Genomic DNA, 18427 nt, shown 5'->3' with positions numbered 1-18427 from the left:
TCGTATTTGGGGGAAGTGAGCCACTCAAATTCAATTTATTTGGTGCCTTTTCTATTGATGTGACAGGCTATCAAATATAAAGGGTTATTGAAAATTGCCGAATCACCAGAAGCGTACATGTATGAATGTCCGAACTATGTCGAGTTGGAAGGGAACGGGTTATGAATCTTTTCTCTCCAAGGAATGAAAAATGAGAGCAAGTACGATTATCGAAATGTGTGTATCCATCTGATAAAAATCAGTGGGCGCATATGTTGATAATTCCTAGAGAAATTGTTCTGGATGGGGAATGTCTTATTCAAAGACCGATTCCAGAGTTAGAAAAATTAAGACAGAAAAAAGTTCATTTGGAAGAAAAAACACCATTAGAATCATATGCTTTTGAAATTAACCTAAAATCCTCTGAGCACTTTGAACTGAAGATTGGAAATGCTCAAGGGCAATATCTCCTTTTTAGTGCAAATGAAGAAGAATATTGTTTGGATAGGGGGAAAACAACGTTTCCTTTTAAGGATAAGTATGGTCACCAACGTTATGCTAAACGTGTCAGAAGAGATAGTGATGTGAGAATTTATGTTGACCACTCAGCGATTGAAATTTTTTGTGACCATAGTTGGACTGTCTTTACAGGAAGATTTTTTTCCGAAGATTTTAAAAACGTAGACTTAATTGGTACAGAAGGTGAATTGTATTATTTGGATGCAATCAAAATGCGAAAATCTATTTAGTTCTCACTATTTTGAACGTATAAGCAAGAAAGACAGGGATTCCGGAATCGGCGTCCTGATCATCGGATTCCGGAATCCGATAGCGGTCATGACCGGGATGCACCACATGTTCATCATGATTGAAACGTCGCTGATCGCTTCCACCTTATTAAACCCGCTGATCACAGTTTGCGCAATGTACAGCTTTGCGAACGCTGCCGTGTGTCTGGCGATTGCTTTGCGGACAAACAGTGCCGGTTCGGGGTCTTGATAGGCACCGGTATGAAAGCGATCGGCGTGATGTTGGCGAGTTCCGCTCTGGGAGGCATGGCCCTTTCGCTACTAGGGATCCAGGCGAACAGTTACGGATTGGCGGTGTTGTTGTCGCCGCTGGTGTATATTTACGATCCGTACCAATTGACGATGTATGTTGTGATCGGCATCGTTACCTTCATCCTGGTCTTTGTTTTGACGAACGTGCTGGTGATGGGGAATGAAACAATTGTGACGAAGGTCAAAATACAGCATTAATTTTCAGACCAACTATCCACAGTAACATATGGATAGCTGGTCTTTTTGGTATCGTTTACATAATTGCTGGATCAAGAACAGGACAGATATCGTGAAAAACGTTCACAAATTGTTAATAATAAATCCGTTGTATGCGCAAAAAATGCGTGGTATATTTTGTGTGTAAATGTTACGTCGTTTCATTTGAAAACGTTTATCGTTTTTTAATCGCAACTGAGTATCGCATAGTGATATTGTTTTTTGTCCGTTTTATCAACTGGGTCGGCGTCGATTTATCAATATAAGAAAAGGGGTCATGAAATGCAACACGCAAGCGCAAATAAAGTACAAAATGTAACCGATGACAAGAAGAATGTAAGGGAATTCGGTCTGATCGATAAATTAGCCTATATGGCGGGGGACATCGCAAATGACCTGTTCTTCATCTTCTCAAGTTCTTTCTTGATGTTGTTCTATACCAAAGTGTTGGGGATCAGCGGAGCAGTTGTAGGTACGTTGTTCTTGTCAGCTAGAATTGTCGATGCATTTACGGATATGGGGATGGGACGTCTGGTTGATACGCTGAAACCTTCAAAAGACGGCCGCTTCCGAGTTTGGATCAAACGCGTAGCGCCATTCGCTGTTATCGCCGGCTTCCTGATGTTCTTGTCAGTCGTTCAAAACTGGTCCATGACTGCAAAAATCATCTATATCTTCGTGACATACCTGTTCTGGGGCAGCATCTGCTACACAGCGATCAACATCCCTTATGGATCGATGGCATCCGTCATCAGCGAGAAACCTGAAGATCGCGCTTCCCTATCTGTATTCCGCAGCATGGGAGCCAGTCTTGCCAGCATCTTCATCTCATTCTTTGTTCCATTGTTCGTCTACACGACTGATGCAAACGGTGCACAGATCGTAATTCCTGAGCGCTTCACGCTCCTTGCCGGTGTTTTTGCTGTTCTTGCTTTCGCACTGTATCAATTCTGCTACCACTTCACAATCGAACGTGTACAGATTCCGCAAAAACCGGAAACTGAAAAACAATCTTTTGGTAAAGAGATGTCCGTTCTAGTCAAAGGCTTATCAACAAACCGCGCACTGGGTGGGATCATCGCAGCTGCAATCTTCCTGTTGTTGTCCATGCTGTTGGTGAACACAATGAACGCCTATCTGTATGCTGATTATTTCAAGAGCTCCAAAACATTGGCTGTAGCCGGTATCCTCGGAACTGTCGGAACATTGATGCTTGCACCTTTCGCACAAAAAATAGCTTCCCGTTTTGGTAAAAAAGAATCAGCGACAGTAGCGTTGTTCTTCTCTGCAATTGTATACGCAATCCTGTACTTCATCCATACAGACAATGTAATGGTCTTCCTTCCGATGGCGTTTCTTGCAAGTCTGGGAATGAACTACTTCAACGTAGTCATTTGGGCTTTCATCACGGACATCATTGACTACCAAGAAGTCAAAACCGGAACTGCAGACAGTGGTACAGTATACGCAGTCTACTCCTTCTCTAGAAAACTTGGTCAAGCTTTGGCTGGCGGATTGGGCGGTTTCGCTCTGGCTGCTATCGGTTACGCATCAGCAGCAGCAACACAAGAAGCAGCCGTTCTTGACAGCATTTACGATGTGGCTACGCTCGTACCAGCTATCGGGTACACAGGCGTTGCGTTATGTCTATGGTTCATCTATCCGTTGACTAAAGAAAAAGTTGCAGAAAACGTGGCAATCTTATCAGAACGCCGTAAACAAGCAGCAAAATAAAAAATTAAATTAACTCGTAAAAGAGGCGCTATCCTGTTGATCAGGATGGAGCCTCTTTTTGTGTACTGTTTTTCTGAATGTCCGCGTACGGCGGGAATAGCACGGTTGATATTGTATCCGAGCTCCGGTGAAGCAAGCCTCACCGGAGCTGACGACCCCGAAGCACTTCTGCTGATTCTGACTGCCTGACTGTCGCACATTAAAGATTCTATAGATAATCACTATTTTCAATTATTCTTAACATTTCCCTATTGTTCTCTGTGCTATAATGAAGGAACAGTGCATGGAAGTTCTGTAACTTGTGTGTTAACATCAGGAACTTTCCAGCGGAGCGATAAGGGGATAGCCAATTGGAAAAATTGAAAAGAAAAATAATGAATTTTATGCGCGGAAGATACGGCGCGGATCAGCTTTACAATGCGTTGATCATTTCGGGAATGGTTCTGTACTTTTTGGGTTCGCTGACAGACTTTGGTGTGGTGGTCTTCGTGGCGCAACTTTTGATTTTCTGGGCGCTGTTCCGCGTCTACTCGAAAAAAATCTATAAACGCGCTGAGGAAAATCGCAAATTCCTGAAGTGGTGGCAGCCAAACCAGAAAAAGCTGAAGTTGTTTTTCAGAAGGTTCAAGGAAATCAAAGTGGCCCGTTTCCGTAAGTGCCCCAACTGCAGGACGACTTTGCGTTTGCCCGTCAAACGCGGTAAGAAGACAGTGAAATGTCCTACTTGTCACCAAAAATTCGAATCGCGCATCATTTTATAAATAAAAAAGAAGCCTCCGCACAAATTACATTGAGCGGAGGCTTCTTTTGGTTAACATATGTAAAGTGTTTTCTGTATCCAAAAACGTTTGCTAGCTTCACGGGTTAGCCCTTCGGAAAACGGATGAAGGAACCTCTTGCCTCTACGAGCCAAGACATACTGTTTGACTAACCTACTGACGCAGGTTAGTCGAACAGCAATTGCGCTCAGCGATGCTCATTCAGAGCTGAACAAACCCGTTCTGCTTTTCCTACGCTTCGTGGATGAGTACTTCTTCTTGGGTTCCCAAAAGGATCGTCTTTTCGGAAGGGCGCAGCCTGCCTTTGTTTTCGTCGCGACCCTGCAGAACGATGCGCGGGTTCACGTCCTCGATTGTGCGGAAGGCTTCGCGCGCCAATTTTTGGGTGTCGTCATTCATGTAGCGGTTGAAGAGGACGCAGAGTTTGGCGTCCTGCAGTTCCATCATCATATCGTAGTCGCCGGTGCTGTCCCCGAAGAGCATCAGCGGCTGTTTTTCGTTGTGCTTTGGCATCAATTGCTCCGTGATGACGGCAGTTTTGCCGGGTCCTTTGGTGATGTTTTTGCCTGGCTGCATGCAAGGCTGGATCAGACCGTTTTCATCCTTCTTGTAATACATGCCGATGACGTGCTCGTTGTCCAACCCGTAACCGAAGTCCGGATGCGTTGCGGCGACCTGGACGACATCCACAGGTGAAGCCGAAATAACGTAGACGACGATGCCGTTCGCTTTCAAGACGTGATAGAGTTCCTTCAATTCGTTTGGGAACGCCAAGCCGGTATCGTAATGCGACACGATGACACCAGCTTTGCTAGGCAATTCAGCCGGGCTAGTCAAGGTCACCCGTTCAAATTTGCCGTACTGCAACCAATAAGAGATGGATTGGTAAGCTAGTTGGCGCAACTCTTCGCTGGTGCGTTGTGCGAAAAGATAAGTCATCCAAGGATAGCCGGCTTTTCTTTTGAAGTCGCCATTGATGACCGTGTAGAACAGACGGATTTTTGCAGCGAATTCTTCATAATAAGAAGCTTTTTTAGCTTCCTCAAGGGAAAGAGTACCGCCTTGCATAAAGCCCTCATAGTGATCATATAGCCAAGCGTAAGCTACTTTGATATCGTCAGCGATGTTGCCGATCGTAGCAAGCGGGTTAGTCTTATCAAGGAGCGTGTCCTCTGTTGCGCCGACATTCTCGAGGCCATCTGTCAAAATCGCGTGGACCTGATCGGGTGTCAAACGATAATCCAAATGCAACAACATGTAGAGCATCAAGGTATCTTCGATATCCATGATGGCGGAAGTATTGTCGAAATCAAATACAACATAAGGAGGGTCAGCTGGGTCGAATGAGCTGTTTTGGTTCCCGAATGCTGCGATGACAGCATTCAGCGCTTGGTGCGTATGCGGTGCCCAGTTTTTGGAAGAAAGAATTTTATTATGTTTTTCTGGCAAAGTAAGTACCCCTTTATCATGGAATTTTCATACGGAATCATTTTAACAAAAAAAGGCGAGAAGATATACAGAATTGTAGCCATTTCTGCTGACTAGATCCAAAACTGTGAAATGAAATGAGAATTAATAGAAAATTGTTCGTTAGACAATATATTGTTAATTGTGTTTTTTTTATCAATAAGGTTCATTTACGCGGATTTATATTTATGAAAACAATTTCTGTGGAAGGATTTCTCTTGAAACAGGCATAAAATAGGCTGATTTTAACGATTGAGTAAATATACAGGAAATCCATGTTAGAAAAACTAACATTTTCGCGGAACAATTTAATTGATTTTTAATCGTGTTTTCATTATAATTTTGCTTTATGGTATAATAATAAGAAGCGGTCCTTTCTAGACAAGGACCCAATCCATGCTCTTGAAAAAATAGTAGTATGATGACGAGCACAAAAGGGGTTGAGGCAAAATTGATTAAGTTAGAGCACGTAAATAAGTATTTCGGAACCAACCATGTGTTGAAGGATATCAACCTGGAAGTTGCCGAAGGGGAAAAAGTGGTTATTATCGGGCCTTCCGGTTCAGGTAAGAGCACAACGGTCCGTTGTATGAATTTTCTTGAGGAACCTACAGACGGAAAAGTTTTTATAGACGGCACAGAAGTCACAACTAAAAACAAGTTGGATATCGTGCGACATTCCTCTGCAATGGTTTTTCAACAATTTAATCTGTATCCACATATGACAGTGTTAGGGAACCTCACAATCGGCCCTATGAAGCTACAAGGCAAATCCAAAAAAGAAGCGGAAGAAATGGCTTACGAATATTTGGATATCGTTGGCTTGCGCGAAAAGGCGAATGTTTATCCTTCAACGCTTTCAGGCGGGCAACAACAAAGGGTTGCGATCGCAAGAGCACTTTGCTCACAGCGGAAAATCATTCTTTTTGATGAACCTACTTCAGCATTGGATCCTGAAACGGTTCAGGAAGTATTGGATGTCATGATCAAACTTTCCAGCATGAATATCACCATGGTTGTCGTGACGCATGAAATGGGCTTTGCGAGACAGGTTGCCGATCGGGTCATCTTTATGGCTGATGGCATGATTGTTGAGGAAGGCACTCCGGAACACTTCTTCGATAATCCGACGCATGAGCGGACGAAAGCATTCCTGGGTAAAATTTTAAGATAACCGAACTTTTCGGAATACAACATTATAGGAGGAATTTGGTATGAAAAAGAAAAATCTATGGGTTTCATTATGTTTATCAGCTGCATTGTTCTTGGGTGCATGCGGCAGTGATGCTACGGATACAGCAGATTCTGCAGCTGGATCTGCAACAGATGCTTCCGGTCAAGTGACTGTAGAGTCAATCAAGGAAGCTGGCGTATTGAAAGTCGGCGTTAAAGAAGATGTACCGAATTTTGGATTAAGAAACACTGAAACAAACGAAATTGAAGGTTTTGAAATCGACATCGCTAAGAAACTGGCTGAAGAAATTTTAGGCGATGCGGAAGCAATCGAACTGATACCAGTAACCGCCAAAACGCGTGGTCCATTATTGGATAACGGTGAAGTGGATATGATCATCGCAACTTTCACTGTAACAGAAGAACGTAAAGAAACGTATAACTTCTCTGATGCTTATTACGTGGATGCAGTCGGCCTTTTGGTTAAGAAAGACAAAGGTTACAAAGGATTAGCTGACATGGACGGCGCTACAGTAGGGGTTGCCCAAAGCTCGACAACGGCCGATGCGATTGCTGCTGAAGCTGAACAATACGGCATCACTTTGAGCTATTCAGAATTCGCGACTTACCCAGAAATCAAAGCTGCTTTGGATTCTGGCCGTGTGGATGCTTTCAGTGTAGACAGATCTATCTTAGCTGGTTACTTGGATGACTCTACTGAAATTCTTAAAGATCGTTTCGCTACACAAGATTATGGTGTTGCAACCAAAAAATCAAACACAGAGTTGGCAACGGCTGTTAATGACTTAATCACTGCATGGGGAGAAGACGGCACTCTTGATGCACTGACTACAGAGTGGGGATTGGGCGAATAATGAGAAGTACCAATCCATTCGCTCTCTGGCGTTGGGAAAGCCTTCTTGAAAACAGCAGCGACTTTGGAGCCGGATTTATCCGGACGCTCCTAGTCGCTGTGTTGGCGTTGTTGCTGGCTTTGGTCATCGGGGTTGTCGTGGGGACCATGTCCACGGCGAAAGGCCGATTGCCTCGTGCTGTTGCCAGAATATACGTAGAAATGTTTCAGAATATCCCGTTGCTCATCCAAATCTTCTTCATGTATAACGGGCTTGCTATGGCAGGCTTGGTGTTGAGTGAGTTTACTATCGGGGTGGTCGGTGTAGGGATATATCACGGTGCCTACATCGCTGAAGTCGTTCGTGCAGGTATCCTTGCTGTTCCGAAAGGCCAAGAAGAGGCAGCTTACTCAGAGGGCTTCAACTATGTCCAAACTATGCGTTACATCATCTTGCCGCAGATGGTCAAAATCATTTTGCCGCCTTTGACCAATCAAGCCGTCAACTTGATCAAGAATACTTCCGTATTGGCGATCATTGCCGGAGCGGACCTGATGTATGTAGCCGATTCTTATGCTTCCTCAAGTCTGAACTACGGTCCTGCTTACGCAGTAGCCGGTTTGCTTTACTTCTTGCTTTGCTTCCCGCTTGCAACATTTGCACGGAAATACGAGCAAAAACTCAAAGACAATGATTCAGTGGTTGTCAACATTGGCGTAGATATTCCGGAGGTGATGGAATGATGGAATCGATCAGAACAGTCTTCACACCATCGAATGTGTCGTTCATGATGGACGGTTTGAAACTGGCATTGCTGATTTCGGTTGGTGTCGTCATCCTTTCGATCATCTTCGGTACGATATTAGGCTTGTTGCGTAATTATGATAAAAAAGTTTTCGGAAAGTTGGCCGGTGCCTACATCGAGCTCTTCCGGAATACACCGTTATTATTGTGGATGCTTTCGTGTTCATTCTTGATACCGGGCAGCACAATCACTTTGAAAGGTTCTTTCGCCCTATTTCTGTATACATCGGCTGTTGTAGCGGAAATTGTGCGTGGTGGATTGAATTCTATACCGAAAGGGCAATTTGAAGCTGCCCACTCGCAAGGTTTTTCATTCATGCAGTCTTTGTGGTACATCATTTTGCCTCAAGCCTTCAAGAAAATTATCCCTTCGCTGTTGTCGCAAGTGATTACTACGATCAAGGATACTTCTTTCTTGGCCGGTCTGGGAATCATGGAATTCACAAGAAGTGGACAAGTCATCCTTGGAAAAGTGACGAAAACATCAGAAGTGTTTATGGTCTATGCCTTCCTTGCGTTGGTATATTTCATCATCTGCTTCACGCTTTCGGCAGTCGTAAGAAGCTGGCACAAACGCAATGCAGAAAATGCCTAAAAAAATGAAAAGCCCCCGTCTTACAGCGTAACGCTGTAGGCGGGGGCTTTTTGCGCGTCCATCAAATGATGGATGCGTCGTAGATGGATTGGATTGAATCGGCCAAGGTGGTTTGAAATTCATCATCCGTCATGTCGGCGCTCAGACCTTCGGACAACGCCCGAGAGAAGCTAGCGATCAATCCGGGGTTGTGGGTCAATTTTTCGTTAGCTTCTTCACGCGAATAGCCGCCGGATAATGCCACGACCCGCACGACTTGCGGATGAGCAATCAGTTCCTTATAAAAATTATCGACGCTTGGAATCGAGAGTTTCAGCATCACAAATTGGTCCGGGTTCAACGCATCCAGCGCCAACAACAATTCTTCTTTGAGAATAGCTTCCGACTCAGCTTTGTCCGTACTATGGATGTCGACTTCCGGTTCGATGATCGGAATCAGACCAGCAGCAATAATCTGCTTGCCGACTTCGAATTGCTGGGCGACAACTTTTTTGATGCCTTCACGATTGGCTGATTTGATCACGGAACGCATCTTGGTGCCGAAGATGTGGCGCTCGTTTGCGCGCGCAAGCAGGGCGTCCAAATCCGGATTCGGTTTCATCAACTGTACACCATCCGCTTCCGCATCGAGCCCTTTATCGACTTTCAGGAAAGGCACGACACCTTTTTTCTCCCATAGATAGTCGGCCGTGTAGAGGCCCTCGACTTTGCGGTCCATCGTCTGCTCAAACAGGATGGCCCCCAAGATGTGTTCCGAGCTGAAAGCAGGCGAAGTGATGATGCGTGAGCGCATCTCATGGACAAGCGTGAACATTTCTTCTTCGCCGGTGTAGCTGTCTTCCGAAATACCGTACAATGCCAGTGCCTTGGGCGTGCTGCCGCCGCTTTGGTCCAACGCCGCAATGAAACCTTTGCGATTTTTCATGATATCGAATTGCTCTTTGTTCATGATTCAAACCCCTTCGATTTTCAGATTTTCGAAATCCGGATTCGGTCTTACTTATTCGTGAAATATGGATTTCTAAGGTCAGTATAGCACTTATGCTATGCATTTCTGAGTGAAATGCCCTGTAGATTTAGGAGCCAGCTAGCTTCAAAATGGATAGTGAAATTATTTTTTTGTTGAAACCTTTTTAAAATAGGAGTAGAGTTGCGGTATAGGAATTTTTCATGCAATCATTCATACGGATAGCAACAAAATCGAACGAGAGAAGGCGTGCAGATGATTTTTTGGCTAAAATCGGACAAAACAAATGCAGAATACACGGAACTAAATGTCTACAAACGGGGCATCTTGATGGGCGGGATTTCTCATCACAAGGACGACGATTTCTGGCAATGGTGGGTGGAAGGCGTGGGCAAAAAGAAAACCCGCAAAATGTACAAAGAAGCAACCGAAGACGAAGCCAGACGGGCTGTCGAGTACGAAATCTGATGTTGAAACAGTTGCGTAGGGCAGGGATCATCTTGGGATGAGACTTGGCCTGCTTTTTTATTTTTTGCCGTCGACTGTTGTGGGAAGAACGAATGACGAACAGCACACGAAAGGTACACTAAGCGCAAAAAGCAGCCGACGGGACGCCCCCTCGGCTGCTTTTGCGTATCTACAAATCTACAGACTATATTGTTTATTTTTCTCAACGAATGCTTCGTTGTGCGAGGACACCATCGCGTGCTTTTCAGCGGTGGGGTTCAGGTATTGTTTGACGCTGTTCACGGCGTTCACGGCGTCTTGGAAGGTGCCTACCAGCAGGTTGACTTTGCCGGTATAGGCGATTGCATCGCCTGCCGCAAAGATGCCGGGATGTCCGATCGTGCTGTCTGGACTGCCTTCGATGAAGTGATTGTCGTTGAATTGAATCCCTAGCGCAGCCCCAAAGGAGATGTCCTGTTTGCTGGCGAAGCCGTGGTTGACGATGACCGCATCGGCAGCCACCGTCCTATGCTCACCGCCGACCGAGAGGGAAATGGCTTCGATTTCGCCTTGGTGGTTGGAACGGAACGAGCGGATCTGCGTTTCCAAAAGCAGCGTGCCGCCGTTGTTGCGGAAAGTCTCAACGCTGTGTTCATGTGCGCGCAGTTCATTGCTGCGGCAAGCCAGCGTCACGCTATTTGCGATGGCCAGCAATTCGTTCGCCTGCTCGATCGCTGTGTTCCCGCCTCCCGAAAGGAAAACGTGTTTATTGCGGAACGCATGCAGGCTGCTCGGGATGTAATGCAGATTGGTCCGTTCGAACTGCTCCGCACCGTCGACCGCCAGCTTGTTCGGCGTGATGATGCCACTGCCGTATGCAAGAATCACCGCTTTCGTGTGATGATGGGCACCATTGCTGGCGCGGATATCGAAAATGCCTGCGACTTTGGTGATTTGGCTGACTTCCGTATTCAGACAGACGGTCGGGTGGAAAGTCAGACCTTGCGTGATGCAATTGGAAAGGAACTGTTTGCCGGTGATCGGCGTCAGACCGCCTACATCCCATAATATTTTATCGGGGTACAGGTTGACTTTGCCGCCGAGGACGGACTGGGATTCGATCACCTTTGTCTTGAGATTGCGCAAACCACTGTAGAAAGCACTGTACAGACCCGAAGGCCCGCCACCGATTATCGTTACGTCAAATACTTCGTTCAAAAGACCACCTCATTTTCTGTTGACTAATTGTATGTTATCAATGATAATAGAATAAATTATAAATGAGAATGATTCTCATTATCAATTAAATAATTTTTATTCGAAAATGTCAACAACGATTCGGAACTGGATCGCTTCTGCAAGGATAAAGAAAGGGGAATGAAGGCATGTGCAGCCTGAAAGTTGAGGAGGTGCAAATTAAATACGACAAGCAGATCATTGTGAAAGACATCTCAGTCACCATCGCACCGAAGAAAATAACGACGATCATCGGGCCGAACGGATGCGGAAAGTCGACCTTGTTGAAGGCGATGTCGCGCATCTTGAATTGCTCGAGCGGGGACATTCTGCTGGACGGTGTTTCGATCTTTACGATGGATACGAAACGCTTAGCGAAACGGATCGCCATCCTGCTGCAGCGTCAGGAAAACCTTTCCGGCATCACGGTTGAAGAAATCGTTTCGTACGGAAGGTTCCCGCACCGAAAAGGCTTGAGGGGACTGGGCAGCGAGGACAAGGAGCTCATCGATTGGGCCATCAAGAAGACGCAAATCGATGAGCTGCGCCATCGCTACATCGATGAACTGTCGGGCGGGCAGCGGCAACGGGTCTGGTTGGCGATGGCGTTGGCGCAAAAGACCGACATCATCTTTTTGGATGAACCGACGACCTATCTGGACATCAGCTACCAGCTGGAGATTTTGGAACTGCTGAAGAAACTGAACGAAGAGGAAGGCTATACAATCGTGATGGTGCTGCATGACATCAATCAGGCCTCGCTCTATTCCGACCACATCGTTGCACTTTCGGATGGGGAAGTCGTTTGCCAGGGTGCGGCGGAGGAAGTGGTTACCGCAGAGAACATCGCGGCCATCTTCAATATCCGCCCGACCATCCAGCCGGACGAAAAGACAAAAAAACCCGTCATCATCGGGTACGAATTGATAAAAAAAGGAGAATGAACATGAAAAAAATGAATAAGCTATCTTTGACAATGCTGTTGGGTGCCGGATTGATTTTGGGGGCCTGCTCCGCAACGGATACAGCCGATGAATCTAGTGAAAATGCGTCAGCCGAAACGGTGATTTACACAACGGTCGACGGCGAAGAAATTGCGGTTCCCGCAAGCCCGGAACGGGTAGTGGTGCTGTCATCCTACGCAGGGGACCTCATCAACTTCGACGTTAACATCGTCGGCGTGGATGCTTGGTCTGCCGGCAATCCAAACTTCACTAAAGCACTTGGCGGCGTCGCAGTCGTATCGAATGCCGACGTCGAAAAAATACTCGAATTGGAACCGGATCTGATCATTGGTTTGGACAACATCGAAAATGCCGATCAATTGTCGGAAATCGCTCCTACGGTATTGTTCACTTACGGAGAGCTTTCTTATCTCGATCAGATCGTGGAAATCGGTAAAGTAGTCAACAGGGAAGATGAAGCTGTCGCCTGGGTAGAGGAATTCCAGACAGAAGCGCAGGCTGTCGGAGAAGAAATCAAGGCAGCCATCGGCGAAGAAGCGACAATCACGGTTGCTGAGAACTTCGACAAACAGATGTATATTTTCGGCGACAACTGGGCACGCGGCACGGAAATCCTTTACCAGGAAATGGGCCTGAATATGCCTGAAACGGTCAAGGAAAACGCCCTGGATGCAGGCTATTATGCCATTTCTGAAGAAGTGCTCGGTGATTACATCGGCGACTACCTGATCCTGAGCTTGGCTGCAACCGATCCGGAATCGAGCTTCTTGGATGCCGAGTGGTTCCAGAACATTCCTGCTGTGCAGAACAACCAAGTGTTTGTGGCGGATGCTGAGACATTTTATTTCAATGATTCGCTATCGTTGGATTACCAACTGGACTTCTTTGAGGAATCCTTTTTAGCGGAATAAGAGGGGACGATTGCAGTGATTAAACGGAAACGAAACGCCTTCGGAATTTATCTGGCTGTGACGGTCACCCTATTGATCGCGGCAGCGGTCCTGGCGCTTTACACAGGAGCGGCGGATACCGATTGGTCGGACCTGATCGGAGCTCTAATCGGGAAAGGAGGGGGAGATTATTACCTTGTCCTTAGGGGCATCCGTTTTCCACGCATACTGGGTGCCTTCTTCGTGGGCAGTTCTTTGGCTGTAGCCGGAGCGATCATGCAGGCGTTGACGCGGAACCCGCTGGCCGATCCCGGTCTGTTGGGGCTGACTTCCGGAGCCAACATCGCGGTGGCTTTGGTTTATGCTTTGGCTCCGCAGAGTTCTTACCTACTCGTTTCCATTGCCTGTTTCGTGGGTGCAGGTCTGGCGATGCTGTTCGTTTACGGCCTCAGCAACGCGACAAGAAGCGGACAGTCGCCCTTGAACCTTATCCTGATTGGGGCGGCCGTATCGTTCTTTTTCCAGGCCATCGCGGACGGAATCGCAATCTGGTTCCGCATCTCGAAGGACGTTTCGATGTGGACATCCGGCGGCCTGATGAGTGTGGACTGGAATATTTTGAGCATCACGCCGGTCATCGGACTGGCGCTGCTTTTGAGTTTGGTATTCAGCGGGCAGTTGACTGTTCTGAGTTTGGGCGAGGAAACCGCAATCAGCATGGGGCAACGGACCAGTCTGATCCGGACCATCCTGATTTTGCTGATTACGTTGCTTGCAGGCAGCGCGGTCGCTATCGCCGGCAATCTGGCCCTGATCGGTCTGATGATCCCACATGTCGTACGCAAGATGGTAGGACAGGATTACCGTAAAATCATCCCGTTGTGCATTACGGTCGGGGGGACTTTCATGATCCTAGCTGATTACATCGGCCGCACGATTGTCAGTCCTTTCGAAATCCCTGTAGTGGCGATTGTTTCCGTGATCGGTGTGCCTTTCTACGTGACGATCGCCAGAAAAGGGGGAATCCGAGCTGTTCAATGAGTGGAATTCGACTTATCGGAAAAAATTGTGGTTATTCATCCTTTTGTTCGTGGTGGCTTTCATAGCTGCCCTGTCCATGGGTTATTCCTCACTTCCGTTGGACCGCATCCTACAGGTGCTCTCCGGGAACGGGGCTTTTAAAGAAAACTATATCTTTTACCAGATCCGCTTGCCCCGGATTTTGGTGTTGACGATGGCCGGCGCCTGCTTGGCAGGTGCCGGCATCATCCTGCAGACATTGAGCAACAACGACCTGGCCGATTCGGGTCTCCTGGGTATCAATTCCGGTGCCGGTCTCGGCGTGACGATTTTCTACCTGTTGGCGGGCGAAGGGATGCTTCAGTTTTCGGCGGCATTGCCGCTTGTTGCATTCCTCAGCGCGCTGGTGGCTGCCTCCACGGTTTATCTGCTCAGTTACAGCCGTAGCCACAAGCAACATGCGATGCAGCTGGTGGTCATCGGAGCGGGGATTTCCTCTGCTTTTTCGGGGATAATCATCCTGCTGATGTCCTCCTCCGACCGGACCGACGTCAGTTTCATCACGGCTTGGATGTCGGGAAATATCTGGGGTTCGACCTGGCCGTTCGTGTTCACGATCCTGCCCGGTTGGCTATTGGCGATGGGAATCCTTTTTCTGAAATCCCCGACGCTGAACATTCTCGCTTTAGGGGAGGAGACCGCTGCTGCATTGGGATTGAAGCTCCGAAATGAAAAATTGATTCTGTTGCTTTGCGCGGTTGCCATCGCTTCCGCGGCGATCTCGTTAACAGGGAACATCGGCTTCATCGGTCTGATGTCGCCGCACATCGCCAAAAAATTGGTCGGCAAACGGCATGAACGCTACAGTTGGATCGCGTTGTTGATCGGCAGCATCATCCTGCTGGTCGCCGATGCAATCGGACGCACGGTGATGGATACCGCTTTTCCAACCGGTATCGTCGTGTCCCTGATCGGGGCGCCTTATTTCTTGTATTTGCTGTTGGGGAGGATGCGCTGAAGCCAGGTGCTGCTGGGGTTGCCGGAGCAGAAGAAAAACAGCGCAAATTATTATTACCGAAAACCTCAAAAAACGCGTCATCAGCCGAAGAAGAACTCCTTCGGGACTGATAACGCGTTTTTTTGTTGCTCATAATGCAGTTTTGTTGAAAAATTGAACCGCTGCAACAAGAGCGGAACTGATCATCAGCCCCGTCATAAGCAGCGAATTCCGAAGTTCCTCCAGCAGCAGTGTCCCTTGCAGCATATCCATATTGCGCGAAATCAATATCAATGGATTCCATTTGACCGCTTCCGGGAACAGATTCCACAAGAACAGTATCATCAGGAACCCACCGGTCAACAACAATGGCCCATAGGCATTTTTGAACAAGACAGCTCCGAGCAGCAGAATAGCAATCAACAGCACGCCGAACAAGTAAAGGCTGCTGACGGACAGGGCCAAGTTTTCGGTCCTGCCTTCAGGGAAGTAATAAAGCGTATACCCCAAAGTGATGAAAAAGCAGAGCCAATAGCTGACGGTCCAGAGAAACAAAGCGCCTGTGAATTTTGAAAAAAGGATGGTCCGGCGCGGCAAGCCTTTCGTGACCATGTTAATGAGTGTGCCATTTTCGTATTCCTTCGCCATCATGCCGCTCATGAGGATGACAATGATGAACAGGCCGGTCTGGGTGCCGTTCTTGAAGAATTGGATCCAGGAATCGAGGTTCGTCGGTTCCGCAATCAGGATCGTGATCCCTTTTGGCATGAAATTTCCTAACAGATCCGGCAAAAATTTTGCCGTCAAAGGATTCATGATGCCCAACAGCGCAAACAAGGCGATTGCCAGGAACAACTTGAAATTGCGGGTGTATTCGGTCAGTTCTTTTTTTGTGAAGGCAAGATACGCTCTCATTGGACCACCTCCAAGAAGATATCTTCCAGTTTGGGTTCGGCCGTTTCCAATCGGAGCGGTACCAATCCAGTTTCACTCAAAATTCGGATGATCAATGCCATGGTCTGTTCGGGTTCAGTGGCTTGGATGCTGATCGAATAGTCTTTTGCACTCAATGAGGTCTTCATTGTACTCATCCGCGGATCGGTCTGGAAAACAGCGGCATCTGCCGGTGTCCGGAAGGTGACCGTACAGGAATGTCTGGAATGTGTTTTTTTCAGTTCCGAAACCGATCCAGTCAGGACGATTTTTCCTCCGTCAAGGATGCCCACCCGATCGCAGATGGCTTCTACATCGGTCAGGACATGCGTCGAAAAGAGCACGGTTGTCCGTTCCTTCACTTTCAGAAGGATATCCAGGATTTCCTTGCGCCCGATCGGATCCAAAGCGGAAGTCGGTTCATCGCAGATCAGCAGTCGCGGTTCATTCAGCAAAGCCTGAGCGATGCCCAGCCGCTGTTTCATGCCGCGGGAAAACGTCCCGATGCGTTTTTTCACATCCGCCAGCCCGACCAGTACCAGCAGCTCTTCAGATTTGGTTTGGATCAGCGTTGACGGCATACCGGTGATTTCACCACACAGCCGGAGATATTCATTTGCGGTCATGAAGCCGTAGAACTCGGGGACATCCGGCAGATAGCCGATGAAGCGGTTTGTCCGGGTGTCGCCGTAATGCACTTTTTCGCCGCAGACGCTGATTTCGCCAGCGTCCGCTTGTAACAAACCCAAAATGACTTTCATTGTCGTCGTCTTTCCCGATCCATTTTTACCGATGAAACCGTAGATCGAGCCCTCAGGTACGGAGAAGGATAAGCCATCGAGCACGCGTTGGTTCCCAAAGGATTTCTCCAATCCGACGATTGTGAGGATATCCATCACTCATCGCCCCTTCCAATCAGAAAATATAGGACCGGACCGACGATGTTCAGAAATATGATGATGAAGATCCAAAGGTTTTTGCTGCCTATTTTTACTTTGGGATGCTTGTTCAGGTGGAGCAGAGCCGTGATCAACAAAATGATCTGGATCACGACCAAAGGGATCAGGATGGGTAAGTAGGGCTGCAGTTCTGCCATCATAAAAGTTTGCCTTCTTTCTGTTTGAATGCCTCATTTTTTATATCTCCATTTTATGCCTCGGAAGGATTTTCCACAATCCCAACCCTCCTGTTCGTTATATAACAAGTATAACACTAGCGGTGGGATTTGCAAGTCGGAAGAGTGGCGAAAGCTATCACGCCAGAAGGCCTCGCAACGGTTCACGGCTATATGGGACTGGTGCTGTCCTGTGCTATAATGAAGCAAAGATACCAGAACAGCCCATGCTGTTAGAGGAAGGACAATTGGATGAATCCATTTTTTAAATTGATGCTTAAGTTGATGTCGTCACCTAAAATCAACATGCAGGAAGACTACGCCCGTGTCCGCAAAGTGCAGCACATACTGGCTCCCAAGCCGAAAAAAGGCTATATCATCATGGACCACAAAATCTATTCGGAGGACCGTTCCCATGATATTCCTGTGCGCGTCTTCTATCCGAAAGAGCGTCTGTATAAAGAACCGCTTCTGTTTTTCCATGGCGGTGGGTGGGTCATTGGTGACATCGAAACCTATACGAATGCCTGCATCAATATGGCGGATCTGACCGGCAGAACAGTCTATTCCGTCGATTATCGTTTAGCGCCGGAGCATCCGTATCCGGCAGGCCTCTATGATTGTTACCGGGTGGCGGAAGTATTGCTGAAACATCTGGAAATGAGCGGTTTATCGGATGAAAAAGATTTGATTCTGATCGGCGATTCGGCGGGCGGAAACTTGGCTGCAGCCGTGTCTTTACTGCTCCGCGACAGAGGTCAAGCGATTCCCATCAAACAGATTTTGCTGTACCCAGTAACTTATTGGGATCATTCGGAAGCATCTCCGTTCGAATCGATCCGCACGAATGGTCATGATTACGGCCTGACTGCGAAAAAAATGGAAGAATACATGGCGTTGTACCAACCCGATCCCGAGCTGCGCAAGAATGGCTACGTTGCGCCGCTGATGGCGGAAGATCTGTCGAATCAACCGGAAACGTTGGTGATCACAGCCGAATTCGATCCGTTGCGGGATGAAGGCGAAGCCTACGCGGAAGCATTGCGCAATGCCGGCAACAAGGTACAAGTCCATCGCGTGAATGGCATCGTCCATGGCTTCATCACCTATCCGAAGACAGCTGAATCAGTTGTCGAAGCCTACGAAGTCATCAATGCGTTTCTGAATGCATAAACCGAAAGGACTGTTCTATAGAA

21 protein-coding genes are annotated in these 18427 nt (G+C 47.4%); 15 read left to right on the top strand and 6 right to left on the bottom strand.

The features are described 5' to 3' along the window. Positions 1-251: 251 nt before the first annotated feature. The 5 genes from BLV66_RS06030 to BLV66_RS06015 all read left to right on the top strand — a co-directional run bounded on the left by BLV66_RS06030 (position 252) and on the right by BLV66_RS06015 (position 3751). Positions 252-728, top strand: coding sequence for a GH32 C-terminal domain-containing protein (locus BLV66_RS06030; RefSeq protein WP_086987346.1), 477 nt, complete (start codon positions 252-254; stop codon positions 726-728). Then, positions 700-978: a hypothetical protein gene (locus tag BLV66_RS15760; RefSeq protein WP_245826738.1), complete on the top strand. Its 279-nt coding sequence runs from the start codon at positions 700-702 to the stop codon at positions 976-978. Before BLV66_RS06030 ends, BLV66_RS15760 begins: the two co-directional genes overlap by 29 nt. A gap of 11 nt (positions 979-989) precedes the next feature. Continuing rightward, positions 990-1238 (top strand): hypothetical protein, encoded by a 249-nt coding sequence (locus tag BLV66_RS15755; protein ID WP_245826739.1) that lies wholly within the window; start codon positions 990-992, stop codon positions 1236-1238. A 300-nt stretch (positions 1239-1538) separates the two neighbouring features. Continuing rightward, on the top strand, positions 1539-2990 hold the full coding sequence (locus BLV66_RS06020; RefSeq protein WP_218131806.1) for an MFS transporter: 1452 nt from the start codon (positions 1539-1541) through the stop codon (positions 2988-2990). A 350-nt stretch (positions 2991-3340) separates the two neighbouring features. Continuing rightward, a complete protein-coding gene (locus tag BLV66_RS06015) occupies positions 3341-3751 on the top strand; it encodes a zinc finger domain-containing protein (RefSeq protein ID WP_086987347.1) in 411 nt (136 codons plus the stop codon). A gap of 249 nt (positions 3752-4000) precedes the next feature. Here BLV66_RS06015 and BLV66_RS06010 read toward each other — a convergent pair whose 3' ends face one another. Next, on the bottom strand, positions 4001-5218 hold the full coding sequence (locus BLV66_RS06010; RefSeq protein WP_086987348.1) for an HAD family hydrolase: 1218 nt from the start codon (positions 5216-5218) through the stop codon (positions 4001-4003). A 469-nt stretch (positions 5219-5687) separates the two neighbouring features. On the opposite strand from BLV66_RS06010, the gene BLV66_RS06005 reads away from it, so the two are divergent. The 4 genes from BLV66_RS06005 to BLV66_RS05990 are packed head-to-tail and all read left to right on the top strand — an operon-like array spanning position 5688 to position 8662. Beyond that, complete coding sequence (locus BLV66_RS06005) at positions 5688-6410, top strand: amino acid ABC transporter ATP-binding protein (RefSeq protein ID WP_086987670.1); 723 nt, start codon at positions 5688-5690, stop codon at positions 6408-6410. Positions 6411-6450: 40 nt separating this feature from the next. Further along, positions 6451-7284 carry a transporter substrate-binding domain-containing protein gene (locus BLV66_RS06000; RefSeq protein WP_086987349.1) on the top strand — a complete coding sequence of 278 codons (834 nt, stop codon included), beginning with the start codon at positions 6451-6453 and terminating at the stop codon, positions 7282-7284. Then, complete coding sequence (locus BLV66_RS05995) at positions 7284-8006, top strand: amino acid ABC transporter permease (protein WP_086987350.1); 723 nt, start codon at positions 7284-7286, stop codon at positions 8004-8006. The genes BLV66_RS06000 and BLV66_RS05995 overlap by 1 nt, the downstream gene beginning before the upstream one ends. Beyond that, entirely contained in the window at positions 8003-8662 is a 660-nt protein-coding gene (locus BLV66_RS05990; protein WP_086987351.1) for an amino acid ABC transporter permease, read from the top strand. Before BLV66_RS05995 ends, BLV66_RS05990 begins: the two co-directional genes overlap by 4 nt. Positions 8663-8723: 61 nt before the next feature. Here the strand turns inward: BLV66_RS05990 and BLV66_RS05985 are convergent, their stop codons facing one another. Next, positions 8724-9611: a fructose bisphosphate aldolase gene (locus tag BLV66_RS05985; RefSeq protein WP_086987352.1), complete on the bottom strand. Its 888-nt coding sequence runs from the start codon at positions 9609-9611 to the stop codon at positions 8724-8726. Positions 9612-9884: 273 nt separating this feature from the next. On the opposite strand from BLV66_RS05985, the gene BLV66_RS05980 reads away from it, so the two are divergent. After that, entirely contained in the window at positions 9885-10097 is a 213-nt protein-coding gene (locus BLV66_RS05980; protein ID WP_086626957.1) for a hypothetical protein, read from the top strand. A 177-nt stretch (positions 10098-10274) separates the two neighbouring features. Here the strand turns inward: BLV66_RS05980 and BLV66_RS05975 are convergent, their stop codons facing one another. After that, a complete protein-coding gene (locus BLV66_RS05975; protein WP_086987353.1) occupies positions 10275-11294 on the bottom strand; it encodes an NAD(P)/FAD-dependent oxidoreductase in 1020 nt (339 codons plus the stop codon). A gap of 167 nt (positions 11295-11461) precedes the next feature. Here BLV66_RS05975 and BLV66_RS05970 point away from each other — a divergent pair, with 167 nt between their 5' ends. From BLV66_RS05970 to BLV66_RS05955, 4 genes are read left to right on the top strand one after another with little or no spacing between them, the layout of a single operon-like run. Beyond that, positions 11462-12256, top strand: coding sequence for an ABC transporter ATP-binding protein (locus BLV66_RS05970; RefSeq protein ID WP_086987354.1), 795 nt, complete (start codon positions 11462-11464; stop codon positions 12254-12256). Positions 12257-12258: 2 nt separating this feature from the next. After that, complete coding sequence (locus BLV66_RS05965; protein ID WP_218131805.1) at positions 12259-13188, top strand: iron-hydroxamate ABC transporter substrate-binding protein; 930 nt, start codon at positions 12259-12261, stop codon at positions 13186-13188. Between the two features lie 15 nt (positions 13189-13203). Continuing rightward, entirely contained in the window at positions 13204-14208 is a 1005-nt protein-coding gene (locus BLV66_RS05960; RefSeq protein ID WP_086987355.1) for a FecCD family ABC transporter permease, read from the top strand. 49 nt (positions 14209-14257) lie between these two features. Then, positions 14258-15205 carry a FecCD family ABC transporter permease gene (locus BLV66_RS05955; RefSeq protein ID WP_369596126.1) on the top strand — a complete coding sequence of 316 codons (948 nt, stop codon included), beginning with the start codon at positions 14258-14260 and terminating at the stop codon, positions 15203-15205. A gap of 129 nt (positions 15206-15334) precedes the next feature. On the opposite strand, the gene BLV66_RS05950 is transcribed toward BLV66_RS05955, so the two are convergent. Genes BLV66_RS05950 through BLV66_RS05940 form a run of 3 tightly spaced genes read right to left on the bottom strand, consistent with a single transcriptional unit; the run spans position 15335 to position 17216 of the window. Continuing rightward, positions 15335-16099, bottom strand: coding sequence for an ABC transporter permease (locus BLV66_RS05950; RefSeq protein ID WP_086987357.1), 765 nt, complete (start codon positions 16097-16099; stop codon positions 15335-15337). Continuing rightward, complete coding sequence (locus tag BLV66_RS05945; protein ID WP_086987358.1) at positions 16096-17013, bottom strand: ABC transporter ATP-binding protein; 918 nt, start codon at positions 17011-17013, stop codon at positions 16096-16098. Before BLV66_RS05945 ends, BLV66_RS05950 begins: the two co-directional genes overlap by 4 nt. Next, positions 17013-17216 (bottom strand): PLDc N-terminal domain-containing protein, encoded by a 204-nt coding sequence (locus tag BLV66_RS05940; RefSeq protein WP_086987359.1) that lies wholly within the window; start codon positions 17214-17216, stop codon positions 17013-17015. Before BLV66_RS05940 ends, BLV66_RS05945 begins: the two co-directional genes overlap by 1 nt. A gap of 267 nt (positions 17217-17483) precedes the next feature. On the opposite strand from BLV66_RS05940, the gene BLV66_RS05935 reads away from it, so the two are divergent. After that, positions 17484-18404: an alpha/beta hydrolase gene (locus BLV66_RS05935; protein ID WP_086987360.1), complete on the top strand. Its 921-nt coding sequence runs from the start codon at positions 17484-17486 to the stop codon at positions 18402-18404. Positions 18405-18427 lie beyond the last annotated feature (23 nt).

The sequence above is a fragment of the Trichococcus collinsii genome (assembly GCF_900107505.1).
Classification (GTDB): Bacteria; Bacillota; Bacilli; order Lactobacillales; family Aerococcaceae; genus Trichococcus; species Trichococcus collinsii.
This window is presented reverse-complemented; position numbering and strand designations above follow the sequence as displayed.